The sequence below is a fragment of the Pseudomonas sp. HD6515 genome (assembly GCF_024971855.1).
GTDB lineage: Bacteria > Pseudomonadota > Gammaproteobacteria > Pseudomonadales > Pseudomonadaceae > Aquipseudomonas > Aquipseudomonas alloputida.
The window spans coordinates 801587-825379 of sequence record NZ_CP079827.1; the positions used below are offsets into that span (position 1 = coordinate 801587).

Consider the following 23793-nt stretch of genomic DNA (forward strand, 5'->3'; position numbering starts at 1 on the left):
TCGGGAGGTGAGTCATGCAGTCGAGTTTCAAGCTGGACAGCGCCCTTTCGCGGGGCTTGCTCGATGTGCTCATCAAGGCCGGTCTGGTGGCAGCCTTGGTGATCTTCGCCTTCCAGGTGTTTCAGCCGTTCCTGGAGTTGATGATGTGGGCGGTGATCCTGGCGGTTACGTTGTACCCATTGCATTGCCGTATCCAGCGCCGCACCGGGCTCAAGCAAGGCTATGTGGCGACGCTGGTGGTGCTATTGGTTCTGGTGCTGCTGTTGGTGCCTATCTACCTGGTGATGATGTCGATTGGCGAATCGGTAAACAGCCTGGTGACGCTGCTCAAGAGCGGCGCCTGGAGCGTGCCGGTCCCGCCTGATTCCGTGGCGACCTGGCCACTGATCGGGCCGAAGGTGCATGCGCTGTGGTTGGCGGCCTCCGAAAACATGGCCAGTGTGTTGAATCAGTGGATGCCCCAGATGAAGGGGGCCGGGCTAACGGTGCTGGGCGCTGCGGCCAGCGCCGGTGGGGCCTTTCTTCTGTTCATCGGCGCAATCATCATTTCCGGGGTCATCATGGCCTTCGGTGAACGCGGTGAAATCGCTGCCCAGCGCATCGCCATGCGGGTTTCAGGCGCAGAGCGCGGTAAACCCCTGGCCACGCTGTGTACGGCTACCATTCGCGCGGTGGCACAAGGGGTGATCGGCATTGCCTTCATCCAGATGCTGCTGATCGGTGTTGGTTTTATCGTCAAAGGGGTTCCCGGTGCCGGGATGCTGGCCATCGTCATCCTCATGCTGGGCATTGCACAGGCCCCGGCGACGCTGGTGACCTTGCCGGTGATCATCTATGTGTTCAACGCCGAAGGCTTCACGGTGGCAACCATCATTTTTGCCGTCTACACCTTTGTCGCCGGCCTTGCCGACAACGTGCTCAAGCCGCTGCTGCTGGGACGCGGGGTCGATGTACCAATGCCGGTGGTACTGATCGGCGCATTGGGCGGGATGGTGGTCAAAGGCATCATCGGCTTGTTCATCGGCCCGGTAATCCTTGGCGTGGCCTACGTATTGTTCTGGCAATGGGTTGCGCTGCAGGTGCCGGAGCAACCGGCGCCACCTGCCGCCTGAGCCATGCCCAACCGCTGCTGTGGCCTGGGGCTGCTGATCGTGCTGGCCGGTTGCACCCAAGTCGGCCCGGATTATGAAAAGCCCCAAACGCCGTGGTTGGGCGGCTGGAGCACGCCAATGCTGGAGCAGGCCGAGCGCAGCGCGGCGGCGCCCGACCTGCGCCAGTGGTGGGCGGTGTTTGCCGACCCGACGCTGGATACGCTGATAGCTGAGGCCGATGCCAACAACACCAACCTGCGCGTGGCTGGCCTGCGTATCGCTGAAGCCCGTGCCCAGTTGGCCATCGTGCAAACCGGGCGTTATCCACAGCTGCAGCAACTGAGCGCGCAGAGCCTGTACCTGAAGCAGCACCAGTCCGGTACGCCCTCCGCCCGTGATTCGGTGTTCTGGCAATCCAGCGTGGGCTTCGGCATCGGCTGGGAAATTGACTTCTGGGGCCGCTTCAGTCGCGCCATCGAAAGCGCCGATGCCGTCTATTTCGCCTCCCAGGCCAACTACGCCGATGCCATGCTGCTGCTACGTGCGCAGGTGGCCGACACCTACTTTGCCCTGCGCACTGCCGAAGCGCGGCTGGCTATTGCACAAGAGAACGCCAAGCGCCAGGCGCGTAGCCTGGAGATCACCGAGCGGTTGTTCCGCCACGGTGAAAATGACGAACTCGACTGGCAGCAGGCGCGTACTCAATACCTGGCGACCCAGGCCACCATTCCCGAGTTCGAGAACCAGCTCAATGCCCTGCGCAATGTGCTGTGTTCGCTGCTCGGCCGCCCGCCAGGGCCGCTGCCGCAGCTGGCGGCCGGCCATGGCCAACTGCCCTTGCCAGACCGGGCAGTGTTGCAGGATGTACCGGCCAGCCTGCTGCAGCGCCGCCCGGACATCCGTGCCGCCGAGCAGGCAGTGGCGGCGCAGTCGGCGCTGGTCGGGGTGGCCGAGGCCGATCTTTATCCACAGCTGAGCTTGCTTGGCAGTATCGGCTGGACCTTTTTATCGGCCAATCATCTGCCCGACACCTTCGGCCTGGCGGCTGGCCCAAGCCTGATCTGGAACCCGTTCGACTATGGCCGGCGCAAGAACACCGTACGCGTGGAATATGCCCGCTTGCAGCAACTGATCGAGTTGTACCAGCAGGGCGTGCGCGAAGCCGCCCGTGAGGCCGACGATGCTGCCAGCGGGCTGGTGCGCTCGCTGCAGAGTGCAACCATTCGCGACCAGGCCTCTCAGGCTGCGCAGCGCTCGCTGAATCTGGCCAGCTCGCAATACCGCGAAGGCTTCGCTGATTTTCAACGGGTGCTCGATGCTCAGCAACTGCTGTTGCAGCAACAGGACGGTTACCTGGTCAGCCGTGGCAACGCGGTCAGCAGCCTGGTGACGTTGTACAAGGCCCTGGGTGGTGGTTGGGACGCCAGCCGCGCGCCGATCGACCCGGCGACCCGCCAGCAAATGCAGCAACGCACCGACTGGGGCGAATTGCTCGACGAGCCAGCCCCCTCCGCACATGCACAAGGTGAAACCGAATGAGCGACGCCACGCCCACGCCGCCCCCGTCAGCCCCGGATCGCGGCATGCGCTGGGTGCTGCTGCTGATTGCCGTCAGCCTGCTCTGGTACTTGCTGGCTGACCGCTATACGCCGTACACCCAGCAAGCTCGCCTGCAGGCTTACGTGGTCCCGGTGGCCGCCGAAGTGGCCGGGCAGATCAAGCGTGTGGCCGTAGGCAACAACCAGGAGGTGCGCCAGGGCGATGTGCTGTTCGAACTCGATCAGGAGCAGTACCGCATTGCCTTGGCCCGTGCCGAAGCCGACCTCGATACCGTGCGCCGGCAGATCGGCGCCAGTACCGCCGGCATCGATTCGGCGCAGGCAGCGCTGGTGGCCGCCCAGGCCAACGAACGTAAGGCGCGGCAGGACGCCGAGCGCCTCAAACGGCTGATTGACGAGGACCCCGGTACGGTGTCGGTGCGCCGCCTGGAAGGCGCCCAGGCCACCCGCGACCAGGCCATCAGCCAAGTGGCGGCAGCCCGCGCAGAGGTAGAGCGCGCCCGTGAGCAGCAGGGCGGGGCACAGGAAGACAACGCCCAGCTGCGCAGTGCTGCGGCCAATGTGGAAAAGGCCCGCCTGGACCTTGCCCGTACCGTCGTGCGTGCCGACGCGAACGGGTTGATCACCGACCTGCGCACAGACGTTGGCCACTATGTCGGGGCAGGCAGCCCGATGATGACCCTGATCAGTATCCATGATGTGTGGATAAGTGCCGACATGACCGAGAACAACCTCGGTCGCTTGCGCCCTGAAACCCCGGTGCTGGTGGTGCTCGATGCGCTGCCGGGCACCGTGTTGAAAGGGCGTATACGCAGCATTGGCTATGGCGTGAGCGTGGGCCAGAGCACGCCGCCGGGTACGCTGCCGACCGTGCAGAATAGCCGCGAGTGGCTGCGTTCGGCGCAGCGCTTTCCGGTGATTGTCCAGCTGGAGCGCGACCAGCTTCAGGACAAGACCGTGCTGCGGGTCGGTGGTCAGGCCGAGGTCATGGCCCTGCCCAGCGAAGGCAACCCACTGAACCTGCTGGGCCGGTTGTTCATGTGGCTGATGAGCTGGCTGTCGTATGCCTATTGAATGGCGCCGCTTGCGGGCGCTGCGCCTGGCCTGGGGTGTGGCGTTGTGCCTGGCGGTGAGCTTTGGTATCGGCTTGCCGGTGCCGATCCTGGCGCCGGTGTTTGCGGTGCTGTTACTGGCCATGCGCAGTCAGCCATTGCCCCTGCGTGCGGCACCGGCCCTGGCGTTACTGGTGCTGCTCGCTTGCGGCAGCGGGTTGCTGCTGATTCCGCTGTTGCGCCATGCTCCGTTGGCCGGGGTGTTACTGGTCGGGGTGGGTGTTTTCCTGACCTTGCGCTATGCACTGAAGGGCGGCAACGGCCTGCTGGCCAACCTCCTGGTGGTCGGCCTGACCATGATCGCCGCTGCCGGCACCAGTGACTTCACCCTGGCATTGTCGGTGGTCGAAGCGCTGGCCAAAGGCATGCTGCTGGCAGTGCTGGGCACGTCAGTGGCGCACAGGTTGTTCCCCGAACCTGCCAATGCGCCAGCACCGCCGGTGCCGCCGCTGCTGGGCAGCGAGCATGTCAGCTGGGTGGCGCTGCGTGCCACGTTGATCGTGATGCCGGCTTTTCTGCTGGCATTGATCGCCCCTGACCAGTACATGCCGTTGATCATGAAGGCCGTGAGCGTGGGGCAACAAGCCGGTGAAACGCGCGCGCGGCACGCCAGCCGGGAGCTGATCGGTTCAACCTTGCTTGCCGGGGTGTTGGCGATAGCGCTGTGGGTAGCGCTGAGCCTGTTCGTTCACCTGTGGATGTTCTTTTTGTGGGTACTGCTGTTCGCCCTCTGGCAGGCTCGGCGCCTGTACCAGGCGGTGCCGAGCCGGCAGAGCCCGGCGTACTGGGTCAGTTGCCTGACGACCATGTTGATCTTGCTGGGGCAGTCGGTGCAGGACAGTGCAGGTGGGCAAGATGTGTACAAGGCATTTGCGGTGCGTATGGCGCTGTTTCTGGCGGTGTCGGTGTATGCCAGCGCCATGTTGATCTGGATTGACCGGCTTCGGAGTCGGCGCGGGCTTCTTCGCAGTTAAGCCCGCTCCCCCCAGGCCATTCAGGGCTGCCAATCAACCCCACTCTCCTCCAGATAGGCATCCACCGCGGCGCCCACCGTCGGATGAAAAGCCTTCTCCCCCATATGCTCGAACAACTCGAACTGCCGCATCTTGTCCTTCACCGGGTCCTTCATTTCGGCAAACTGCAACTCCACCCCCCGCGCCTCCAATGCCCGGTCCAGTTCGGCCAGCATGTCCGCCGAAGTGATATCGATACTGGTCACAGGCTCAGCGGCAATTACCACCCGCTGCACCGGCGTTGGCGACGCGTCTACCGCCGCCATCACTGTGTTCTGGAACTGCTCGGCGTTGGCAAAGAACAACGGCGCGTCCCAGCGCAGCAGCACCAGCCCTGGAATACGCCGGGCCTGTGGATAACGCTGCATGTCATGGTAACCGCGCAGCCCATCCGCCCGGCCAAGCACCGCGTGGTGCGGCCGCCAGCCGTCCCACAGGAACTCGATCACCGACACCACCACGGCAATGCAGATACCGGGAATGGCGCCGAACACTGCCACGCCGACAAAGCAGGTGAACGACAGCCAGAACTCCCACTGCTGCATGCGGAAGATACGCTTGAGGTCGGCAAACTCGAACAGCCCCAGTGCAGCGGCAATCACCACCGCAGCCAAAGCGCTGTTGGGCAGGTGCTGCATCAGATTGGGCGCTACCAGCAGCAACAGGGTTACCGCCAGGGCGCCGATGATGCCGGTGAGCTGGGTCTGCGAGCCGGCAGCTTCGGCCACTGGGGTGCGCGACGAACTGCTGCTGATCGGTATGCCCTGGAACAGCCCCGAGGCCAGGTTGGCCACGCCCAGGCCGAACATTTCCTGGTTGGGGTTTACCCGCATCTTGAGGCGCGCGGCATAGGAGCGTGACAGTACACTGGTGTCGGCGAACGACACCAGCGCCACTGCGATCCCGCCCAGTAGCACCTCGACCAGGTCAATGCCGCTGACCCAGGGGAAGACGAAGCCGGGCAGGCCCTGGGGCAATTGCCCGAGTACCTTGACGCCCATCTGATCGAGGTTGAACACGCTCACTGCCAGCGTCGCCAGTACCACGGCGATCAGGATGCCCGGCAGGCGCTTGAACGGTTTGAGCAGCAGAATCAGCGCCAGGCTACCGGCACCCACGACAAAGCTTGGCCAGTGCCCTTGGCCGGCGTATAGCGCCTGGCCCAAGGACCAAAGGTCGCGCAAGGGCCCTTCGCTGTCGACTTTGATGCCGAACAGCTTGGGCAACTGGCTGATCAATACGGTCAGGGCGATGCCGTTCATGTACCCATAGCGGATGGGCTTGGACAGCAACTCGGTGATAAAGCCCAGGCGCAGCAGCCCGGCAATCACACAGAACGCCCCGGCGACCAAGGCCATCATGCTGGCGATGGCGATCGCCCGCTGCGGGTCGCTGGCCGCGTATTGCACCACCACCGCCAGGATAGGCGCGGCCAGCGCCGAGTCCGGGCCCAGCACCAGAATACGGCTGGGACCGAACAGGGCATAGGCCAGCAGAGGGATGATGGTGGCGTACAGGCCATAGATGCCGGGGACGCCGGAAGCCTCGGCGTAGGCGATGCCCACAGGCACCAGCATGGTGGTGAGTACCAGGCCGGCGGCGATGTCCTTGGGTAGCCAGGCTGCCTTGTAGTGGAGCAGGGTGACCAGGCCGGGTAACCAGCGTTGCCAGTCGAAACGAGTGGGGTGGGGCATGGTGTCGGCTCTGGGCGAGAAGGGCGCTGAACCTCAGCTTAGATGCTGGGATCGAGTGCCGCTTTGCGGCCCGTTGTCATCAAAGAATCGATCAATGCCCTGCTGGCCCCCGACAGCTGGCGATGTGGCGGATAGATGACCGAGAAGGGCCGTCGGGCCCCCTCGTAATCCTCCAGCAAGCGCACCAACCGGCCCCGCTGCAGGCGTTCTGCGACTATGAACTCGTAGGTCTGGCAGATCCCGACACCTTGCTCGGCCAGTGAGATGCACCCCAGCACATCGTCCGCCACCACCGGATTTCCCTGCGGAACGAAGAGCAGTTCCTCCTCTCCTTGACGGAACTGCCAAACGCCTGGCCTGCCATTGCTGGGCATGATGAAAGGCAGGCAGTTGTGTCCGGCCAGTTCCGCCAGTGATTGCGGCCTGCCGGCACGCGCGAGGTAAGCTGGCGCGGCGACCAGGCATAGTCGAGCCTCCTCTAGCCGACGCGCCACCAGGCTACTGTCCGGCAGGTCGCCAAGGCGAATAGCCAGGTCATACCCTTCGGCCACCAGGTCGACATTACGATTGGTGATGTTCAACTCGACCTGCACTTTCGGATAGCGCAGGGCGAAGGCTGCCAGCATGGCCGGCAACCGGTGATGCCCATAAGTGGTTGGTGCGCTCAGGCGCACACGGCCCTGTACTTCGCCATGGCCGCTCAGGGCTTGCTCTGCGCTGGCGATCTGCTGGAACGCAGCGCGCGCCTGCTCGACGTATTCCAGGCCACTGTCGGTGAGGCTCAAGCGACGCGTGGTACGGCGTAGTAACTGCACCCCCAGGTGCAACTCAAGCCGCGAAATGGCCCGACTAACCACCGACGGGGTGGTCGCCAAGGCCACCGCTGCCGCACTGAGCGAGCCACGTTCGACCACTTCCAGCAGCGCCTCGACATCCCCCAGGTGACCAAACCGTCGCGCCATTTTGTTCTCCAAAGCAAAAATGCTTTTCTACAGGCCCAATTTATCGCTTGTCTGATCGCCAATAAAGTGTCGGTCAGTGCACGGCATCCCGCCTGTGCCTGAATGGAGGGAATGCTATGCGCACTTACCAACGACTGGCCCTGGCTGCTGTCATAGGCAGCGCGAGTCTGGGCGCTCATGCGGCGAACGTCCTTGTGGTACTGTCTGACGAGAGCCACCTGGAGCTTCGCGACGGCAAGGCATTTGCAACCGGTTTCTACCTCAACGAACTGCTGGAGCCGACCAAAACGCTGCTGGACGCAGGCCATCAAGTTACCTTCGCTACTCCCCTCGGTCGCGCGCCGACGTTGGACCGCAGCTCGGCCGCGGCCCAGTACTTCGGCAACGATCCGAAGCAACTGGAGCAATATCAGGCGCTGCTGGATCAGCTGCAGCTTACTTCTGCGAAGCATTCGCCAGTGATCAGCCTGTCCCGCGTGGAGCAGATTGGTTATGGCAACTTCGATGCAGTCTATGTGCCTGGCGGCCACGCCCCGATGCAAGACCTGCTCGCCGACCCGGCGCTGGGGCGTCTGCTTCGCGCTTTCCACGCCGAGGGTAAAACCACCGCGCTGGTTTGCCACGGTCCCATTGCTCTGCTCTCGGCGCTGGAACGGCCGCAGAAGCTGATCCAGGCACTGGAGAGCAGGAACCGGACAGCAACGCCCGAAGACTGGATTTATGCCGGCTATCGCATGACAGTCATCAGCAATCAGGAAGAAGAACAGGCCAAGGGCCTGCTCGGCGGAGGGCAGATGAAGTTCTATCCGCAGACCGCCCTGGAGCGCGCCGGCGGGCAGTATCAGAGCAACCCATCGCCGTGGGCGCCTAATGTTGTCATCGACCGCGAATTGATCACTGGGCAGAACCCGGCGTCAGCGGCCCAGGTGGGCCAAGCCATATTGCATCGTCTGCAGAAACACTAACGGTAGAGACATACCATGACGCAACGTACTTTTCTTGTTACAGGAGCCAGCAAAGGCATCGGCCGGGCAATCTCCGAGCAACTGGTGGAGGAGGGCCATCAAGTCGTTGGTATCGCCCGCCAGGCTGCGGATGCCAGCTTCCCCGGCGAACTGATCGCCACCGACTTGAGCGACTCAGAGCGTTTGATTGCGACACTGGCCGACTTGACCAACCGCTATGCATTCGACGGCCTGGTAAACAATGTGGGCCTGGTCCGTCCCCAGCCACTGGGCGAAATTGACCTGGCAAGCTTCGATGAAGTAATGCGGGTTAACTTGCACCCCGCGCTGCAGGCGACCCAAGCGCTGCTGCCAGGGATGCGCGAGCGCTGCTGGGGCCGTGTGGTGAATATCTCCAGCCTGACCGTGCTCGGCATTCGCCAGCGCACTTCTTACGCCGCTGCAAAGGCAGCGCTGGTCAGTTTCACTCGCAGTTGGGCGCTGGAACTGGCCCAGACAGGAATCACGGTTAATGCAGTTGCTCCAGGGCCGATCGAGACCGAACTGTTCCGCAGTGGTAACCCGGTAGGCAGTGCTGGCGAAGCCGCCTATATCGACGGCGTGCCGATGGGGCGGCTCGGGCAGCCACACGAGGTCGCTTCGGCAGTCACCTTCCTGCTCGGGGATCGCAGTGCTTTCATTACCGGGCAGACAATCTACGTAGATGGTGGCGCCTCTATCGGTCGCAGCGGTCTTTGATGACTGGGGGCAGGCGGCTACCCATGGGAATACGGTAGAACGAATGTTCCCACCCTGCATCCCAGAAAAACAAAACCCCTGAGGTGCAGACCTCAAGGGTTTGTAGTTACAGCAGGCTAACGCTTAGACGTTGAAGCGGAAGTGCATCACGTCGCCGTCTTTGACGATGTAATCCTTGCCTTCCAGACGCCACTTACCGGCTTCCTTGGCACCGGCTTCACCCTTGAACTGGATGAAGTCGTCATAGGCCACCACTTCAGCGCGGATGAAGCCTTTTTCGAAGTCGGTGTGGATAACGCCGGCTGCCTGCGGGGCAGTGGCTCCGACGCGAACGGTCCAGGCGCGTACTTCCTGCACGCCGGCAGTGAAGTAGGTCTGCAGGTTCAGCAGCTCGTAACCGGCGCGGATCACGCGGTTCAGGCCAGGCTCTTCCAGGCCCAGGGCCTCGAGGAACATGTCCTTCTCTTCACCGTCTTCCAGCTCGGCGATTTCCGCTTCGATCTTGTTGCACACCGGCACCACGACCGCGCCTTCTTCCTCGGCAATGGCCTTGACCACGTCCAGGTGCGGGTTGTTGTCGAAGCCGTCTTCGACCACGTTGGCGATGTACATCACCGGTTTGCTGGTCAGCAAGTGGAAGCCACGGATGACGGCCTTTTCGTCGTCAGCCATGTGCTTCATCAGGCTGCGCGCAGGCTTGCCTTCGGTAAAGTGCGGGATCAGCTTTTCCAGAATGGCCTTTTGCGCCAAGGCATCCTTGTCGCCGCCCTTGGCGTTGCGGGCTACCTTCTGCAGTTGCTTTTCGCAGCTGTCGAGGTCGGCGAAGATCAGTTCGAGGTCGATGATCTCGATGTCACGCTTGGGGTCGACGCTGTTGGAAACGTGGATCACGTTCTCGTCTTCGAAGCAGCGCACCACGTGGGCAATGGCGTCGGTCTCGCGGATGTTGGCGAGGAACTTGTTGCCCAGGCCTTCGCCTTTCGAGGCACCGGCAACCAGGCCGGCGATGTCGACGAATTCCATGGTGGTCGGCAGGATGCGGTTTGGCTTGACGATTTCAGCCAGCGCAGCCAGGCGAGCGTCGGGCATAGGCACGATGCCGCTGTTCGGCTCGATGGTGCAGAAAGGGAAATTCTCCGCCGCGATGCCAGACTTGGTCAGGGCGTTGAACAGGGTGGACTTGCCGACGTTGGGCAGGCCGACGATGCCGCAATTGAAACCCATGGGTATTCCCCTCTCTAAAGGAAATCAGGCCTTCTGGCTGTGCAGCTCGCGCATCGCCTTGGCGAAATCGCCGGCAAGCACGTCCGGCAGCACGCCGAGGGCAAAATCGATGCTGGCGTCGAGCTTCTCCTGCTCGGCGCGCGGCGCGCGGCCCAGGACGAAGTTGGATACCAGTTTGGCGTCACCCGGGTGGCCGATGCCAAGCCGCAGGCGGTGGAAGTCGTTCTGGTTACCGAGCTGCGCGATGATGTCGCGCAGGCCGTTGTGCCCACCATGGCCGCCGCCGCGCTTGAGCTTGGCAACGCCCGGGGGCAGATCGAGTTCGTCGTGTGCCACCAGTATCGCTTCCGGCTTGATGCGGAAGAAATTGGCCAAGGCCGCTACGGACTGGCCGCTGCGGTTCATGTAGGTGGTGGGGATCAACAAACGAACGTCGTTGCCCTGATGGCTGAATTTAGCCGTCAGGCCGAAATACTTTTTGTCAGCGGTCAGCGAAACACGCTGGGCGCTGGCAAGGCGTTCAACGAAAAGAGCCCCTGCGTTATGCCGGGTCTGTTCGTATTCGGGGCCGGGGTTACCCAGGCCAACGATCAACTGGATGGCGGTCACGTCAGGGGCTCTTCCTTGGAGTTGGTGGGTTACAGTGCGCGCGGCACTGTAACCCGATCAACGCCGGCGTGCGAGTGGATTACTCGGCAGCGCCTTCTGCTTCTGGAGCAACGCGTGGAGCGTGAACGTTGGCAACAGCTTTGTCATCACCGTGGGCCAGAGCGACGAACTCTACGCCTTTCGGAGCTTTCAGGTCCGACAGGTGGATGATGGTGCCGATTTCGGCGTTGCCCAGGTCAACTTCGATGAACTCAGGCAGGTCTTTGGCTTCGCAGGAAACTTCGATCTCGGACTCAACGTGGGAGATCTCGCCGCCTTTCTTGACCGGGGCTTCTTCGTTGATGAAGTGAACCGGAACCTTGGCGGTCAGCTTCTGGCCAGCAACGACGCGAACGAAGTCAGCGTGCATGATGAACTGCTTGGCTGGGTGGCGCTGCATGGCCTTGATGATGACGTTCTGCTTAACACCGTCAACGTTCAGTTCGATAACGTGGCTGAAGGCAGCTTCGTTTTCGAACAGCTTGGTGATTTCCTTGGCCAGGATGGTCAGGGATTGAGCTTCTTTATCACCACCGTAGACAACGGCTGGGATGCTCAGCGAGTGACGCAGGCGGCGGCTCGCACCTTTCCCCAGGTCAGTACGCGCTTGGGCGTTCAGAATAAAATCAGTCATTTTGTTTCTCCAAAATAGCCCCCCGAGGGCGTTTGCGACCAGCGCCAACGGGGATGGCAAAAAAGCCCCGCCCCAACACAGGTTGGGGCGGGGCGCTTCACATCAACACGTGTCCCGCTTAGCGGAACATCGCGCTGATCGATTCTTCGTTGCTGATGCGGCGTACCGCTTCAGCGACAACCGGTGCGATATCCAGCTGGCGGATACGATCACAGGCTTGAGCAGCGGCGGACAGCGGAACGGTGTTGGTCACCACCAGCTCGTCCAGTACCGACTTCTCGATGTTCTCGATGGCGCGGCCCGACAGGACAGGGTGCGTGCAATAGGCGTAAACCTTGGCAGCGCCGTGCTCTTTCAGGGCTTTGGCCGCGTGGCACAGGGTGCCGGCGGTGTCGACCATGTCGTCTACCAGGATGCAGGTGCGCCCTTCGACGTCGCCGATGATGTGCATAACCTCGGAGTGGTTAGCCTTTTCGCGGCGTTTGTCGATGATACCCAGATCGACGCCCAGGGACTTGGCGACAGCGCGTGCGCGCACGACACCACCGATGTCCGGGGAGACGATCATCAGGTTCTCGAAACGCTGGTCTTCGATGTCGTCAACCAGTACGGGCGAGCCGTAGATGTTGTCGACGGGGATATCGAAGAAGCCTTGGATCTGGTCAGCGTGCAGGTCGACGGTGAGTACACGGTCGATACCTACGACAGTGAGCATGTCAGCAACAACTTTGGCGCTGATGGCTACACGTGCCGAACGCGGACGGCGGTCCTGGCGGGCATATCCGAAGTAGGGAATCACGGCGGTGATTCGGGATGCTGAGGAGCGGCGGAAGGCGTCGGCCATCACTACCAGTTCCATCAGGTTATCGTTGGTCGGGGCACAGGTCGGCTGAATAATGAAAACGTCTTTACCGCGAACATTTTCATTGATCTCAGTACTGATCTCGCCGTCGGAGAATTTACCGACAGAGACGTCACCGAGAGGGATATGCAGCTGACGTACGACACGCCGAGCCAGATCGGGGTTAGCGTTCCCCGTAAAGACCATCATCTTGGACACGCGCAGTACCTGAAGGCTGAGGGTATACCTGGATGAGTATAAGGAAAATGGCAGGGGCGGCTGGATTCGAACCAACGCATGGCAGGATCAAAACCTGCTGCCTTACCGCTTGGCGACGCCCCTGTATCTGTTGCTGCGAACGCTCATGCGCTCGACTTCTTGACCAGACTTTGCAGCTTGCGATGCAACATCGAAATATTGCTTCCTTTCGCCACAAACCCTGTTTGGGTCGCTGAAAGAAGGGCCAGAACTTTATCAGCTTCGGCTTTGCTTGGGAAGGCCCCAAACACACAACTCCCAGTGCCGGTTAGTCGAGCCTCAGTGAATTTTCCCAGTGAATTCAACGCATTGCGAACTTCTGGGTAATTCTGCTCTACCACCGGTTGGCAGTCATTTCGACTGTTTCCCTCGGGAACGGGGCGCATCTTAAGGGGGAGAGAATCACGTGTCAACTGTGGATGTGAAAAAATTTCTACTGTGCTGATAGACACTTGCGGCACCAGCACGACATACCAGGGTTCGATCGGGTCGACCGGGGTCAGTTGTTCGCCTACGCCCTGCGCGAATGCTGCGTGGCCGCGTACGAACACCGGCACATCGGCGCCCAGGCTAAGCCCCAGTGCGGCCAGGCGGTCTTCGTCCCAGTCCAGTTGCCACAGGTGGGCCAGGGCGAGCAGGGTGGTCGCGGCGTCCGAGCTGCCACCGCCGATACCTCCGCCCATGGGCAGTACCTTGGTCAGCCAGATGTCGGCGCCAAGCGTGGTGCCCGATTGTGCTTGCAACATGCGCGCGGCCCGTACGATCAGGTTGCTGTCGTGGGGGACGGCCTCGATCTCGGTGTGCAAGCGGATCACGCCATCGTCACGCAGGGCAAAACTCAGTTCGTCGCCATGGTCTAGAAACTGAAACACCGTTTCCAGTTCGTGGTAACCGTCTGCGCGGCGGCCGATGATGTGCAGCCACAGGTTGAGCTTGGCCGGGGCGGGCAGGGTGAGCTTTTGCATGCGATCAATGCCCCAGCTGGCGCGGCTGCCAGTCCTTGACCACCAGGGTCACGTCCAGGTCTTTGCCGTGCAGCTTCAGGCGCTCGGGCAACCAGTAGCCGTTCTGTTCGGTGTAGCTCAGGTACTGCACCTGCCAGCCATCCTGGTCGAGGCTGGCCAGGCGGCTGTCGCCATCCAGGGTCAGCTTGCTCTTGCTGTCGGGGGCGGGCAGGCCGCGCACCCACCAGACCAGGTGCGAAACCGGCAGTTGCCAGCCCAGTTGCTCTTCCAGCAGCGCTTCTGGGCTGGTGGCTTCGTAGCGGCCCTGGTTGGCCACTTCCAGCACCACGCCACCCGGGCGGCCGGTAAGGCGTGCGGCGCCACGGCCCAGCGGGCCGGCCAGGCGAATGTCGTAATAGTCCTGACGTTGCAGCCAGAACAGCGTGCCGCTGCCGGAATCGCGCGGGGCACGGATACCGACCTTGCCGTTGATCTGCCAGCCATCGAGGCTGCTCAGCTGCGCTTTGTGGGCGCGCCACTGCTGCGGGTCGCCGTGGCCCTGCAGGGCCTCGCGGCTACCGAAGCCGGCACAGCCGGCCAGCAGGGCGATCATGGTAAAGGTGATGCAATGGCGCAGGAACATGGCGTTAAAGAGTCTCGGATCCGGTCAGGCGCAAAAGGGTCTTGCGCAGGATAGGGCTGTCGGCCTGGGCCTCGAAGCCCTTGGCCCATACATGGCGAGCTTCGCGGCGCTTGCCGTTGGCCCACAGTACTTCGCCCAGGTGGGCGGCCACTTCGTGGTCGGGGAAGTTGGCAAAGGCCTGGCGCAGGTAGGTTTCAGCGACGTCGAGGTTGCCCAGGCGATAGTTGACCCAACCCAGGCTGTCGAGCACTGCCGGGTCATCGGGGGTCAATTGGTGGGCCTTGTCGATCAGTGCCTTGGCTTCGGCATAGCGGGTGGTGCGGTCGGCCAGGGTGTAGCCCAGGGCGTTCAGGGCCATGGCGTTTTCTGGCTCGCGGGCGATGATGGCGCGCAGGTCTTTTTCCATCTGCGTCAAATCGTTGCGCTTCTCGGCCAGCATGGCGCGGGTGTAAAGCAGGTTGAGGTCGTCCGGGTAGCGCTGGATGGCTTGCTGCAGCACCTGATTGGCCTGGGCGTCCTTGTTGTTGTTGCTGTAGCTTTCCGATTCGATCAGGAATAGCTGGATGGCGTAGTCTGGCTGGGCTTCGCGTGCTTCGGCCAGCAGGCGCGAGGCATCGCTGCCGCGACCGTTGGCGATCAGGATGTCGGCCTGACGCAGCTGTGCCGGCAGGTAGTCTGGGCCTGGGCCGACCAGGGCGTATTCATCCAGAGCGCCAGCAGGGTCGTGGCGCTCCTCGTGGATGCGGCCCAGGTTCAGGTGCGCGGCGTCAACGTAGCTGTCGCGCTCGATCAGCTCCTGCAAGTAGCCTTCGGCTTCATCCCAGTCTTTGTTCTCCAGGCACACCAGCGCCAGCGAGTAGCGCAATTCGTCATCATCGGGGTATTGCTGGACCAGGCTGATGAACTCGCCTTTGGCATCGGCGATACGGTCCTGTTCGACCAGGGTGCGAGCGTAGGTGAGGCGCAGGCGTTTGTCGTCCGGGTTGTCGCGAATCGCCCCGCGCAGCAGTGGCAGGGCCTCTGGACCACGGTCCAGGGCCTGTAGCAGACGGGCGCGCAGCAGGATCGGGGCGACTTCGCCGTTTTGTGCCGGGTGCGACTCAAGCAGTTCCAGGGCTTCTTCGGTCTTGCCGTCCTGGTTCAGCAGCAGGGCCTTGCCGAATATCAGCTGGCCGTTGTCGGGGTATTTCACCAGCAGGCGTTCGAAACTTTGCAGCAGGCCGTCGCGGGTGCTCTGGTCGGTTTCGGCTGCGGACAGGGCGAGGAAGTCGAAGTGGGTGTCGCCCTGGCCCTGCAGTACCTTTTCCATGTAGGCCATGGACTCGTCATAGCGGCCGGCGCGGGCCAGCTGGATGGCGGCGGCGCGCTGGGCGTCGAGGTTCTGCGGGTCGTTGCGCGCCCAGACCAGTGCATTCTCCAGTGACGGCTCGTCGGCGCCGAGGTACTCGGCAATGCGGTAGGCGCGCTCGGAAACTGCTGGGTCCTGGGTTTTTGCCGCCTGATCGGTGTAGTTGGCCAGGGCGATGTCGAAACGGTTGCGCTGGCCGGCCAGCTCTGCCACCAACAGGCTATAGAGTGTGTCCTGCTTGAACGAACCATACACCACGGGCTTTTCCGCCTCTGCCTTGCCAGCTTCGGCGACGGGAGGCTCGGCCTTTTGCGGGGCCAGGCTCTGGCAGCCCTGGAGCAGGGCGAAGGCAAGCAGCAATGCGTATGGTTTGTTCATAGAAAGGCTTATTAGGAGGACTCACCGGCGGTCGGAGCATGATGACACAAGCGCGTAGGCAAACCCACCTGCGAAGGTATGAAGCTACGCTTAGCCTATGCAGACCGCACTGCGCGCGCAGGGTTCGCCCCAGGCTGGCCACGATGCCCAGCGTTCGTGCTGTTGTTCTGCTTCTGCTTCTGCTTCTGCTTCTAAGCGCGCGGTAGTTCAGGCGACGCAGATTGCGACTTCAGGAGGCCGAGCGCAGGGCTTGCGGAGGGAGGTGACGGGCATGGATGCCCTTCAAGCGCTGGGCCCCAGGATGGGGCCTGCAGCGCGGTCCTCCCGGGAGCAAGCCCGGAGCGAGGGGACCCCGGAGCGTAGCGTAGGGGCCGGATGATGGGAGCCGACGGTTTTGGTTACTTTGGCCACGACCAAAGTAACCCGCCGGAAGGGCGGAAAGGTGAATAGGCGCCTACATCGTGAATGAATGTCTACTTGATGTGAAAGCGCACAACCCAAAGGCCCAAAAGCTCAAAAGCTCAAAAGCTCAAAAGCTTAAGCGCTGGTTCTGATCGGGCGTACAGTCCGTTTGCGATGGCGACGCCGACTCACCTTTCCGCCCTTACGGCGGGTCCCTTTTTGTCGTGGCAAAAAGGGACCAATGGGCCTGCCCCGTGACAGCGGACGCCAAGAAGCTGGCTACAAAGCCAACTGCCTTAAGCCTTTTGCGTATTCGTTCGGTGAACGGTAACCCAGTGCTGAATGCAGTCGACAGCTGTTGTAAAACCCATGGATGTAGCTGGCAATTGCCAGGTGAGCCTGTTTCTTTGTGGGGTAGACCGCGCAGGCTTCCTCTCTCTTCAATGTAGCGAAGAAACTTTCAGCTACGGCGTTATCCCAGCAGTTTCCTCTCCGACTCATGCTTTGCGCGAAGCCCTTCTTGGCCAAAGCGAGACGAAACCTGCTGCTCGCGTACTGGCGCCCTTGATCGGAATGGAAAATCACTCCGTAGACGCCCAAACATGCGTTCCAGGCGTTCATAAAAGCGCGCTCGACCAAGTCGTCAGGCATCCTGTCCGCCAGGCTGTAACCTAGCACCTGGCGGGTTTGGATGCTCAGTACCACTGCCAGATAAAGCCAGCCCTCTTTCGTAGCGATGTAAGTGATATCACTGACCCAGGCTGGGGTGGAGCTTTGAACGGAGAACTGACGACCCAATAAATTGCTCGCCACTGGCAGCGCATGGTGACTGTCGGTGGTGCACGGCCTGAAACCGCCCTTGGATCGGCCTTGTATGTGCTCTTCATGCATCAGCCGGTCAACGCGCTTATGACCTACCGCATAGGCCTGCTGCCTTAGCGCCTCGACTAGCCGTGGTCGGCCATAGGTCTTGCGGCTAGCCGCGTAAACCTTGTGTAGATCGATGCGTATTTGTGCATCCGGATCTGGACGGCCTTGGCGATGCTGATAGTCGTAAAACCCTGAAACCGAGACACCCATTACCCGGCACAACAGACGCACCGGGAACTGAGCCCGTTCTTCAGCGACGAAGGCGTATCTCACCTGGACTCTTTGGCAAAGAATACCGCCGCCTTTTTAGGATTTCACGCTCCAGTTTCAGCTCGGCGTTCTCGGCTCGCAATCGTGCTAACTCGCTGTCCTCTCGGGTGATTGCGCGACGGTCAGGAGAGCTCAACGGCTGGCCGTTGCGGGAAGCGTTGACCCAGTTGTCCAACGTCTTCACAGACATCTCCAGCTGGCGAGCAGCTTCCGTCCTGCCAAGCGTTTCAGCCAGCGCAACGGCCTGAATCTTGAACTCATCGGTGTAATTGCGGCGAGTGGTTGGGTACATGACAACCTCCAAGATAGCGATGTAAGTATCGCTTCTTGGCGTCCGTTGTCACGGGGCAGGCCCACAAAAACCGTCGGCTCCCATCATCCGGCCCCTACGCTGCGCTCCGGGGTCCCCTCGCTCCGGCCTTGCTCCCGGGAGCACGCGCTGCAGGCCCCATCCATGGGGCCTCAGCGCTTGACGGGCATCCATGCCCGCCATCTCCCTCCGCAAGCCCTGCGCTCGGCCTCCTGAAGTCGCAATCTGCGTTGCCTGGACTACCGCGCACTTAGAAGCAAAATCAAAAGCGAGAAGCGAATTCGGTGATCGGCCGGGCATCGCCGATGCATTCGGTGACGTTTTGCCCGGTCATCTGGATAAGGATATCGCCGGCATGGCTGCCCTCGGCCTGGTGTACCTGGAAGAACGTCGTTGCTCTTGCTCTTGCTTTGGCTTTTGCTTCTAAGCGCGCGGTAGTCCAGGCGACGCAGATTGCGACTTCAGGAGGCCGAGCGCAGGGCTTGCGGAGGGAGGTGACGGGCATGGATGCCCGTCAAGCGCTGGGCCCCAGGATGGGGCCTGCAGCGCGGTCCTCCCGGGAGCAAGCCCGGAGCGAGGGGACCCCGGAGCGTAGCGTAGGGGCCGGATGATGGGAGCCGACGGCTTTGGTTACTTTGGCCACGACCAAAGTAACCCGCCGGAAGGGCGGAAAGGTGACTACGCGCCACCTTCGCGAATGAATACCTATTTAATGTGGATGCTCACATCCAAGAAGCAAGAAGCAAGAAGCAAGAAGCAAGAAGCAAACTCGTCTGTTTTGACTCGGCGAACCGTCCATTTGCGATGGCGACGCTGACTCACCTTTTCGCCGGTATGGCTCACCCACATGGGTTACAAATCAGTTCACGCACATAGGTAACAGTCTTTAACTGGCAAGGACTGCGTTCGGCCCCCTGAAGTCGCGAAGATCAGAAGCAGATCAAAAGCGGGAGTGAATCCTGAAATCAACGTTGATGCTGGCCCGCGAGCGGCGATAGCCGCAGGACTATCAGCACAATAGCGAACGGTGGTTGTCCTGAAACCTGCGAAAGAGGACAATTATCGGCTTCCCGTCACAACCAGCGACCTTGCATGGCCTTTCTTGCACTTGGTATCAACCATAAGACTGCCTCGGTAGACGTACGCGAGCGCGTGGCGTTTACCCCAGAGCAGCTGGTAGACGCCCTGCAGCAGCTCTGCAGACTGACGTCCAGCCGCGAGGCGGCGATCCTGTCGACCTGCAACCGCAGTGAGCTCTATATAGAGCAGGACCACCTGTCCGCCGACGCCGTGCTGCAGTGGCTGGCCGACTATCACCGCCTCAGCCTCGACGAGCTGCGCGCCAGCGCCTACGTGCATGAAGAGCACGAAGCCGTGAAGCACATGATGCGCGTGGCCTCGGGCCTGGACTCGCTGGTTCTCGGCGAGCCTCAGATCCTGGGCCAGATGAAGTCCGCCTACGCCGTGGCCCGCGAAGCCGGTACTGTCGGGCCGTTGCTTGGGCGCCTGTTCCAGGCCACCTTCAGCGCCGCCAAGCAGGTGCGTACCGATACGGCCATCGGTGAAAACCCGGTTTCGGTTGCGTTCGCCGCGGTCAGCCTGGCCAAGCAGATTTTCGCCGACCTGGGCCGCAGCCAGGCCCTGCTGATCGGTGCCGGCGAAACCATCACCCTGGTCGCCCGCCACCTGCACGAGCAGGGCGTACGCCGTATCGTGGTGGCCAACCGCACCCTGGAGCGCGCCAGCATCCTGGCCGAGCAGTTCGGTGCGCATGCCGTGCTGCTGGCAGACATCCCCCAGGAATTGGCCAACAGTGACATCGTGATCAGTTCCACCGCCAGCCAGTTGCCGATCCTGGGCAAGGGCGCGGTCGAGAGCGCACTGAAACAGCGCCGACACAAGCCGATCTTCATGGTCGACATCGCTGTACCTCGCGATATCGAAACCGAAGTAGGCGAGCTGGACGATGTCTACCTGTACACCGTCGACGACCTGCACGATGTAGTGGCAGAAAACCTCAAGAGCCGCCAGGGGGCGGCTCAGGCGGCCGAAGAGCTGGTATCCGTGGGCGCCGAAGACTTCATGCTGCGCCTGCGCGAACTGGCGGCAGTGGACGTGCTCAGGGCCTATCGCCAGCAAAGTGAGCGCCTTCGCGACGAAGAACTGCAAAAGGCCCTGCGCCTGCTGGCCAATGGCGGCAACCCCGAAGACGTGCTGGCCCAGCTGGCCCGGGGCCTGACCAACAAACTCCTGCATGCGCCCAGCGTGCAGCTGAAAAAGCTCTCGGCCGAGGGCCGCCTCGATGCGCTGGCCATGGCCCAGGAACTCTTTGCCCTCAACGAGGGCTCCACGGACAAATCCCCGCAATGAAAGCGTCGCTGCTGAACAAACTGGAAATCCTCCAGGACCGTTTCGAAGAACTCACCGCCCTGCTCGGTGACGCCGAGGTTATTTCCGACCAGACGCGTTTTCGCGCCTACTCCCGCGAGTATGCCGAGGTAGAGCCGGTCTACGCTGCTTATAAAGAGTGGCGCAAAGTCCAGGACGACCTCGAAGGTGCCCAGGCGCTGCTCAAGGACAGTGACCCGGACCTGCGTGAAATGGCCGTGGAAGAGGTGCGTGAAGCCAAGGAGCAACTGCTGACGCTGGAGGCGCAGCTGCAGCGCATGCTGCTGCCCAAAGACCCCAACGACGGTCGCAACGTGTTTCTGGAAATCCGCGCCGGTACGGGTGGCGACGAGGCAGCCATCTTCTCTGGTGACCTGTTCCGCATGTATTCGCGCTACGCCGAAAAGCGCGGCTGGCGCCTGGAAATCTTGTCCGAGAACGAAGGCGAGCACGGCGGCTACAAGGAAATCATTGCCCGCGTCGAGGGCGAGAATGTCTACGGCAAGCTCAAGTTCGAGTCCGGTGCACACCGGGTTCAGCGTGTGCCCGAGACCGAGTCCCAAGGCCGTGTCCACACTTCCGCGTGCACGGTGGCGGTGCTCCCCGAGCCGGACGAGCAGGCCGCCATCGAAATCAACCCGGCCGACTTGCGCGTGGACACCTACCGTGCCTCCGGTGCCGGCGGCCAGCACGTCAACAAGACCGATTCGGCGATCCGTATCACCCACTTGCCCACCGGTATCGTGGTCGAATGCCAGGAGGAGCGCTCGCAGCACAAGAACCGTGCTCGCGCCATGTCCTGGCTGTCGGCCAAGCTGAACGATATGCAGACCAGTGCCGCGCAGAACGCCATTGCCAGTGAGCGCAAGCTGCTGGTGGGGTCCGGTGACCGCTCCGAGCGCATCCGCACCTACAATTATCCACAGGGGCGGGTGACCGATCACCGCATCAACCTGACCTTGTATTCGCTGGACGACATCCTCAGCGGTGGCGTAGACGCGGTGATCGAACCGCTGCTGGCCGAGTACCAGGCCGATCAACTGGCCGCCTTGGGGGACTGATGACTGTCATCGCCAGCCTGTTGCGCAACGCGCAGTTGCCTGAATCGCCCACTGAGCGCCTGGATGCCGAACTGCTGCTGGCTGCGGCCATCGGTAAATCGCGCAGCTACTTGCATACCTGGCCCGAGCGTATCGTCAGCAGCGAAGATGCCGAGACCTATGCCGGCTACCTGCAGCGCCGCCGTGGCGGCGAGCCAGTGGCCTATATCCTTGGGCTGCAGGGCTTCTGGAAGATCGACCTGGAGGTTGCGCCGCATACCCTGATCCCGCGGCCGGATACCGAACTGCTGGTCGAGACGGCGCTTGAACTGCAACCCGCTTCGCCAGCCAAGGTTCTCGACCTGGGTACGGGTACGGGGGCCATCGCTCTGGCGCTGGCCAGCGAACGCCCGGCCTGGCAGGTGACAGCGGTTGACCGGGTGGAGGAGGCTGCTGCCCTCGCCGAGCGCAACCGCCAGCGGTTAGGCCTGGCCAACGCTCGGGTACGGCTAAGCCACTGGTTCGACAGCCTGGCCGGGGAGCGTTTCGACCTCATTGTCAGCAACCCGCCCTACATCGCCGCTGAAGACCCGCACCTGGTGGCCGGCGACGTGCGCTTTGAGCCCAGCAGTGCCCTGGTGGCCGGTGCCGATGGCCTGGACGACCTTCGCGTGATCGCCGCCCAGGCCCCCGCGCACTTGTTGCCAGGTGGTTGGCTGCTGCTGGAACATGGCTACGATCAGGCGGCAGCGGTACGCGCTCTGCTGGCTGAACATGGCTTTATCGAGGTGGCCAGCCGCACGGACCTGGGCGGCCATGAACGCATTACCCTGGGGCGACTGCCATGCTGAGTGATCAGGAACTGCTGCGTTACAGCCGCCAGGTGCTGCTGTCCCAGATCGACATCGATGGCCAGCTGCGGCTCAAGCAGAGCAAAGCGCTGATCATCGGGCTGGGTGGCCTGGGCTCGCCAGTCGCCCTGTACCTGGCCGCCGCTGGCGTGGGTGAGCTGCACCTGGCCGACTTCGACACCGTCGACCTGACCAACCTGCAACGCCAGGTTATCCACGACAGTGCCAGCGTCGGCATGAGCAAGGTCGACTCGGCCTTGCAGCGCTTGCAGGCAATCAACCCGGAAGTCAGCCTGGTTGCTCACCGCCAGGCACTGGACGAGGACTCGCTGGCGGCTGCGGTGTCGGCAGTCGACCTGGTACTGGACTGCTCCGACAATTTCTCTACCCGCGAGGCGGTCAACGCTGCCTGTGTCGCCGCCGGCAAGCCGCTGGTCAGCGGAGCGGCAATCCGTCTGGAAGGCCAACTGTCGGTGTTCGACCCGCGGCGCGACTACAGCCCGTGCTACCACTGCCTGTACGGGCATGGTAGCGAAGCCGAACTGACCTGCAGCGAAGCTGGCGTCATTGGCCCACTGGTGGGGCTGGTGGGTAGCCTGCAGGCGCTGGAGGCAATGAAGTTGCTGGCTGGCTTCGGTGAGCCGTTGGTCGGCCGCTTGCTGTTGATCGATGCCCTCGGCACCCGTATCCGCGAGCTTCGTGTCAAGCGCGACCCGGCTTGCACGGTCTGTGGTAAGCGCGATGGCTGAGCGCTCGGCGCCGATCGGCGTCATGGACTCGGGGGTTGGCGGTTTGTCGGTGCTGGCCGAGATCCAGCGCCTGCTGCCCAACGAAACGTTGCTGTATGTGGGCGATTGCGGGCATATACCCTACGGTGAGAAGTCGCCGGACTATATCCGCGAGCGCTGCCGGCACATTGCCGGGTTCTTCCATGAACAAGGCGCAAAGGCCATGGTGTTGGCCTGCAACACTGCCACGGTGGCGGCAGTGGCTGACCTGCGTGAGTTGTATCCGACCTGGCCGTTGGTGGGCATGGAACCGGCCGTCAAGCCTGCAGCGGCAGCCACCCGCTCGGGCGTGGTCGGTGTGCTGGCCACCACCGGTACCCTGCAGAGTGCCAAGTTCGCAGCCTTGCTCGACCGCTTCGCCAACAACGTACAGGTTATTACCCAGCCTTGCCCGGGGCTGGTCGAGCTGATCGAAGCCGGTGACCTTGTAAGCCCAGCGGTGCGCCAGCTGCTGCAAGGTTATGTGCAGCCGCTACTGGCTGCAGGTTGCGATACGCTGATCCTCGGCTGCACCCATTACCCTTTCCTTCGCCCATTGCTGGCCGGCATGGTCCCGGATGACGTGGCCATCATCGACACCGGCGCGGCCGTGGCGCGTCAGTTGCGACGGCTGCTGGGTGCCAATGATCTATTGGCCGAAGGCCCGGCCGGCGCTGCACGCTTCTGGACAAGCGCTGACCCAGAAGCCTTAAGAAAAATCCTACCTGTGCTGTGGCATAAGTCTGACGATGTGCAAAGCTTTGCGTTGTGAAAAAAACGTGAAAAAAGGCTGAACTATCGTTCCACTTCTGCTTTCTACCGCTTTGCCTGAGATGAGGCGGA

General features: G+C 62.2%; 22 protein-coding genes, 1 tRNA gene and 1 pseudogene. 11 read left to right on the top strand and 13 right to left on the bottom strand.

Annotation, left to right across the window (positions count from 1 at the left end; translation table 11 throughout):
• Positions 1-14: 14 nt before the first annotated feature.
• The 4 genes from KW568_RS03785 to KW568_RS03800 are packed head-to-tail and all read left to right on the top strand — an operon-like array spanning position 15 to position 4736.
• Positions 15-1112 carry an AI-2E family transporter gene (locus tag KW568_RS03785; RefSeq protein WP_004575694.1) on the top strand — a complete coding sequence of 366 codons (1098 nt, stop codon included), beginning with the start codon at positions 15-17 and terminating at the stop codon, positions 1110-1112.
• A 3-nt stretch (positions 1113-1115) separates the two neighbouring features.
• Positions 1116-2630 carry an efflux transporter outer membrane subunit gene (locus KW568_RS03790; protein WP_004575693.1) on the top strand — a complete coding sequence of 505 codons (1515 nt, stop codon included), beginning with the start codon at positions 1116-1118 and terminating at the stop codon, positions 2628-2630.
• Positions 2627-3724 carry an HlyD family secretion protein gene (locus tag KW568_RS03795; protein ID WP_003247419.1) on the top strand — a complete coding sequence of 366 codons (1098 nt, stop codon included), beginning with the start codon at positions 2627-2629 and terminating at the stop codon, positions 3722-3724. The genes KW568_RS03790 and KW568_RS03795 overlap by 4 nt, the downstream gene beginning before the upstream one ends.
• A complete protein-coding gene (locus KW568_RS03800) occupies positions 3714-4736 on the top strand; it encodes a DUF2955 domain-containing protein (RefSeq protein WP_004575692.1) in 1023 nt (340 codons plus the stop codon). The genes KW568_RS03795 and KW568_RS03800 overlap by 11 nt, the downstream gene beginning before the upstream one ends.
• Positions 4737-4756: 20 nt before the next feature.
• On the opposite strand, the gene KW568_RS03805 is transcribed toward KW568_RS03800, so the two are convergent.
• Both KW568_RS03805 and KW568_RS03810 read right to left on the bottom strand, forming a co-directional pair.
• Positions 4757-6469, bottom strand: coding sequence for a SulP family inorganic anion transporter (locus KW568_RS03805; protein WP_004575691.1), 1713 nt, complete (start codon positions 6467-6469; stop codon positions 4757-4759).
• A gap of 38 nt (positions 6470-6507) precedes the next feature.
• Entirely contained in the window at positions 6508-7431 is a 924-nt protein-coding gene (locus KW568_RS03810) for a LysR family transcriptional regulator (protein ID WP_004575690.1), read from the bottom strand.
• 116 nt (positions 7432-7547) lie between these two features.
• Between KW568_RS03810 and KW568_RS03815 the strand changes: the two genes are divergently transcribed.
• A complete protein-coding gene (locus KW568_RS03815; RefSeq protein WP_004575689.1) occupies positions 7548-8396 on the top strand; it encodes a type 1 glutamine amidotransferase domain-containing protein in 849 nt (282 codons plus the stop codon).
• 15 nt (positions 8397-8411) lie between these two features.
• Complete coding sequence (locus KW568_RS03820) at positions 8412-9134, top strand: SDR family oxidoreductase (RefSeq protein WP_004575688.1); 723 nt, start codon at positions 8412-8414, stop codon at positions 9132-9134.
• A 123-nt stretch (positions 9135-9257) separates the two neighbouring features.
• On the opposite strand, the gene ychF is transcribed toward KW568_RS03820, so the two are convergent.
• From ychF to KW568_RS03875, 11 genes and pseudogenes are all read right to left on the bottom strand, one after another.
• Positions 9258-10358 (bottom strand): redox-regulated ATPase YchF, encoded by a 1101-nt coding sequence (gene ychF, locus KW568_RS03825; protein ID WP_259537699.1) that lies wholly within the window; start codon positions 10356-10358, stop codon positions 9258-9260.
• A 24-nt stretch (positions 10359-10382) separates the two neighbouring features.
• The gene (pth, locus tag KW568_RS03830; RefSeq protein ID WP_003247413.1) at positions 10383-10967 is read right to left on the bottom strand and encodes an aminoacyl-tRNA hydrolase; all 585 of its coding nucleotides are present in this window, start codon (positions 10965-10967) and stop codon (positions 10383-10385) included.
• Positions 10968-11046: 79 nt separating this feature from the next.
• The gene (locus KW568_RS03835) at positions 11047-11640 is read right to left on the bottom strand and encodes a 50S ribosomal protein L25/general stress protein Ctc (protein WP_003247411.1); all 594 of its coding nucleotides are present in this window, start codon (positions 11638-11640) and stop codon (positions 11047-11049) included.
• A gap of 118 nt (positions 11641-11758) precedes the next feature.
• Entirely contained in the window at positions 11759-12700 is a 942-nt protein-coding gene (locus tag KW568_RS03840; protein WP_003247410.1) for a ribose-phosphate pyrophosphokinase, read from the bottom strand.
• A gap of 48 nt (positions 12701-12748) precedes the next feature.
• A tRNA-Gln gene (locus KW568_RS03845) sits at positions 12749-12823 on the bottom strand.
• A gap of 20 nt (positions 12824-12843) precedes the next feature.
• Complete coding sequence (gene ispE, locus KW568_RS03850) at positions 12844-13704, bottom strand: 4-(cytidine 5'-diphospho)-2-C-methyl-D-erythritol kinase (protein WP_004575687.1); 861 nt, start codon at positions 13702-13704, stop codon at positions 12844-12846.
• 4 nt (positions 13705-13708) lie between these two features.
• A complete protein-coding gene (lolB, locus tag KW568_RS03855; RefSeq protein WP_003247402.1) occupies positions 13709-14326 on the bottom strand; it encodes a lipoprotein insertase outer membrane protein LolB in 618 nt (205 codons plus the stop codon).
• Positions 14327-14330: 4 nt separating this feature from the next.
• Positions 14331-16052, bottom strand: a complete 1722-nt coding sequence (locus tag KW568_RS03860; protein WP_003247399.1) for a tetratricopeptide repeat protein — start codon at positions 16050-16052, stop codon at positions 14331-14333.
• 681 nt (positions 16053-16733) lie between these two features.
• Entirely contained in the window at positions 16734-17597 is an 864-nt protein-coding gene (locus KW568_RS03865; RefSeq protein WP_004577668.1) for an IS3 family transposase, read from the bottom strand.
• The gene (locus KW568_RS03870) at positions 17575-17886 is read right to left on the bottom strand and encodes a transposase (RefSeq protein ID WP_259537709.1); all 312 of its coding nucleotides are present in this window, start codon (positions 17884-17886) and stop codon (positions 17575-17577) included. The genes KW568_RS03865 and KW568_RS03870 overlap by 23 nt, the downstream gene beginning before the upstream one ends.
• A gap of 298 nt (positions 17887-18184) precedes the next feature.
• Positions 18185-18292, bottom strand: a pseudogene (locus KW568_RS03875) (3-deoxy-7-phosphoheptulonate synthase); the annotation flags it as partial.
• Between the two features lie 704 nt (positions 18293-18996).
• On the opposite strand from KW568_RS03875, the gene hemA reads away from it, so the two are divergent.
• Genes hemA through murI form a run of 5 tightly spaced genes read left to right on the top strand, consistent with a single transcriptional unit; the run spans position 18997 to position 23722 of the window.
• A complete protein-coding gene (gene hemA, locus KW568_RS03880) occupies positions 18997-20274 on the top strand; it encodes a glutamyl-tRNA reductase (RefSeq protein ID WP_003247394.1) in 1278 nt (425 codons plus the stop codon).
• Positions 20271-21353 (top strand): peptide chain release factor 1, encoded by a 1083-nt coding sequence (prfA, locus tag KW568_RS03885; protein ID WP_003247392.1) that lies wholly within the window; start codon positions 20271-20273, stop codon positions 21351-21353. Before hemA ends, prfA begins: the two co-directional genes overlap by 4 nt.
• Positions 21353-22183 carry a peptide chain release factor N(5)-glutamine methyltransferase gene (prmC, locus tag KW568_RS03890; RefSeq protein WP_004575885.1) on the top strand — a complete coding sequence of 277 codons (831 nt, stop codon included), beginning with the start codon at positions 21353-21355 and terminating at the stop codon, positions 22181-22183. Before prfA ends, prmC begins: the two co-directional genes overlap by 1 nt.
• Positions 22177-22932, top strand: a complete 756-nt coding sequence (locus KW568_RS03895) for a molybdopterin-synthase adenylyltransferase MoeB (protein ID WP_003247388.1) — start codon at positions 22177-22179, stop codon at positions 22930-22932. The genes prmC and KW568_RS03895 overlap by 7 nt, the downstream gene beginning before the upstream one ends.
• Positions 22925-23722 carry a glutamate racemase gene (gene murI, locus KW568_RS03900; RefSeq protein ID WP_003247387.1) on the top strand — a complete coding sequence of 266 codons (798 nt, stop codon included), beginning with the start codon at positions 22925-22927 and terminating at the stop codon, positions 23720-23722. The genes KW568_RS03895 and murI overlap by 8 nt, the downstream gene beginning before the upstream one ends.
• Positions 23723-23793 lie beyond the last annotated feature (71 nt).

Coding starts and splice junctions, on each gene's coding strand:
- KW568_RS03785 (WP_004575694.1), top strand. CDS start 15: ATGCAGTCGAGTTTCAAGCTGGACAGCGCCCTTTCGCGGGGCTTGCTC.
- KW568_RS03790 (WP_004575693.1), top strand. CDS start 1,116: ATGCCCAACCGCTGCTGTGGCCTGGGGCTGCTGATCGTGCTGGCCGGT.
- KW568_RS03795 (WP_003247419.1), top strand. CDS start 2,627: ATGAGCGACGCCACGCCCACGCCGCCCCCGTCAGCCCCGGATCGCGGC.
- KW568_RS03800 (WP_004575692.1), top strand. CDS start 3,714: ATGCCTATTGAATGGCGCCGCTTGCGGGCGCTGCGCCTGGCCTGGGGT.
- KW568_RS03805 (WP_004575691.1), bottom strand. CDS start 6,469: ATGCCCCACCCCACTCGTTTCGACTGGCAACGCTGGTTACCCGGCCTG.
- KW568_RS03810 (WP_004575690.1), bottom strand. CDS start 7,431: ATGGCGCGACGGTTTGGTCACCTGGGGGATGTCGAGGCGCTGCTGGAA.
- KW568_RS03815 (WP_004575689.1), top strand. CDS start 7,548: ATGCGCACTTACCAACGACTGGCCCTGGCTGCTGTCATAGGCAGCGCG.
- KW568_RS03820 (WP_004575688.1), top strand. CDS start 8,412: ATGACGCAACGTACTTTTCTTGTTACAGGAGCCAGCAAAGGCATCGGC.
- ychF (WP_259537699.1), bottom strand. CDS start 10,358: ATGGGTTTCAATTGCGGCATCGTCGGCCTGCCCAACGTCGGCAAGTCC.
- KW568_RS03835 (WP_003247411.1), bottom strand. CDS start 11,640: ATGACTGATTTTATTCTGAACGCCCAAGCGCGTACTGACCTGGGGAAA.
- ispE (WP_004575687.1), bottom strand. CDS start 13,704: ATGCAAAAGCTCACCCTGCCCGCCCCGGCCAAGCTCAACCTGTGGCTG.
- lolB (WP_003247402.1), bottom strand. CDS start 14,326: ATGTTCCTGCGCCATTGCATCACCTTTACCATGATCGCCCTGCTGGCC.
- KW568_RS03860 (WP_003247399.1), bottom strand. CDS start 16,052: ATGAACAAACCATACGCATTGCTGCTTGCCTTCGCCCTGCTCCAGGGC.
- KW568_RS03870 (WP_259537709.1), bottom strand. CDS start 17,886: ATGTACCCAACCACTCGCCGCAATTACACCGATGAGTTCAAGATTCAG.
- hemA (WP_003247394.1), top strand. CDS start 18,997: ATGGCCTTTCTTGCACTTGGTATCAACCATAAGACTGCCTCGGTAGAC.
- prfA (WP_003247392.1), top strand. CDS start 20,271: ATGAAAGCGTCGCTGCTGAACAAACTGGAAATCCTCCAGGACCGTTTC.
- prmC (WP_004575885.1), top strand. CDS start 21,353: ATGACTGTCATCGCCAGCCTGTTGCGCAACGCGCAGTTGCCTGAATCG.
- KW568_RS03895 (WP_003247388.1), top strand. CDS start 22,177: ATGCTGAGTGATCAGGAACTGCTGCGTTACAGCCGCCAGGTGCTGCTG.
- murI (WP_003247387.1), top strand. CDS start 22,925: ATGGCTGAGCGCTCGGCGCCGATCGGCGTCATGGACTCGGGGGTTGGC.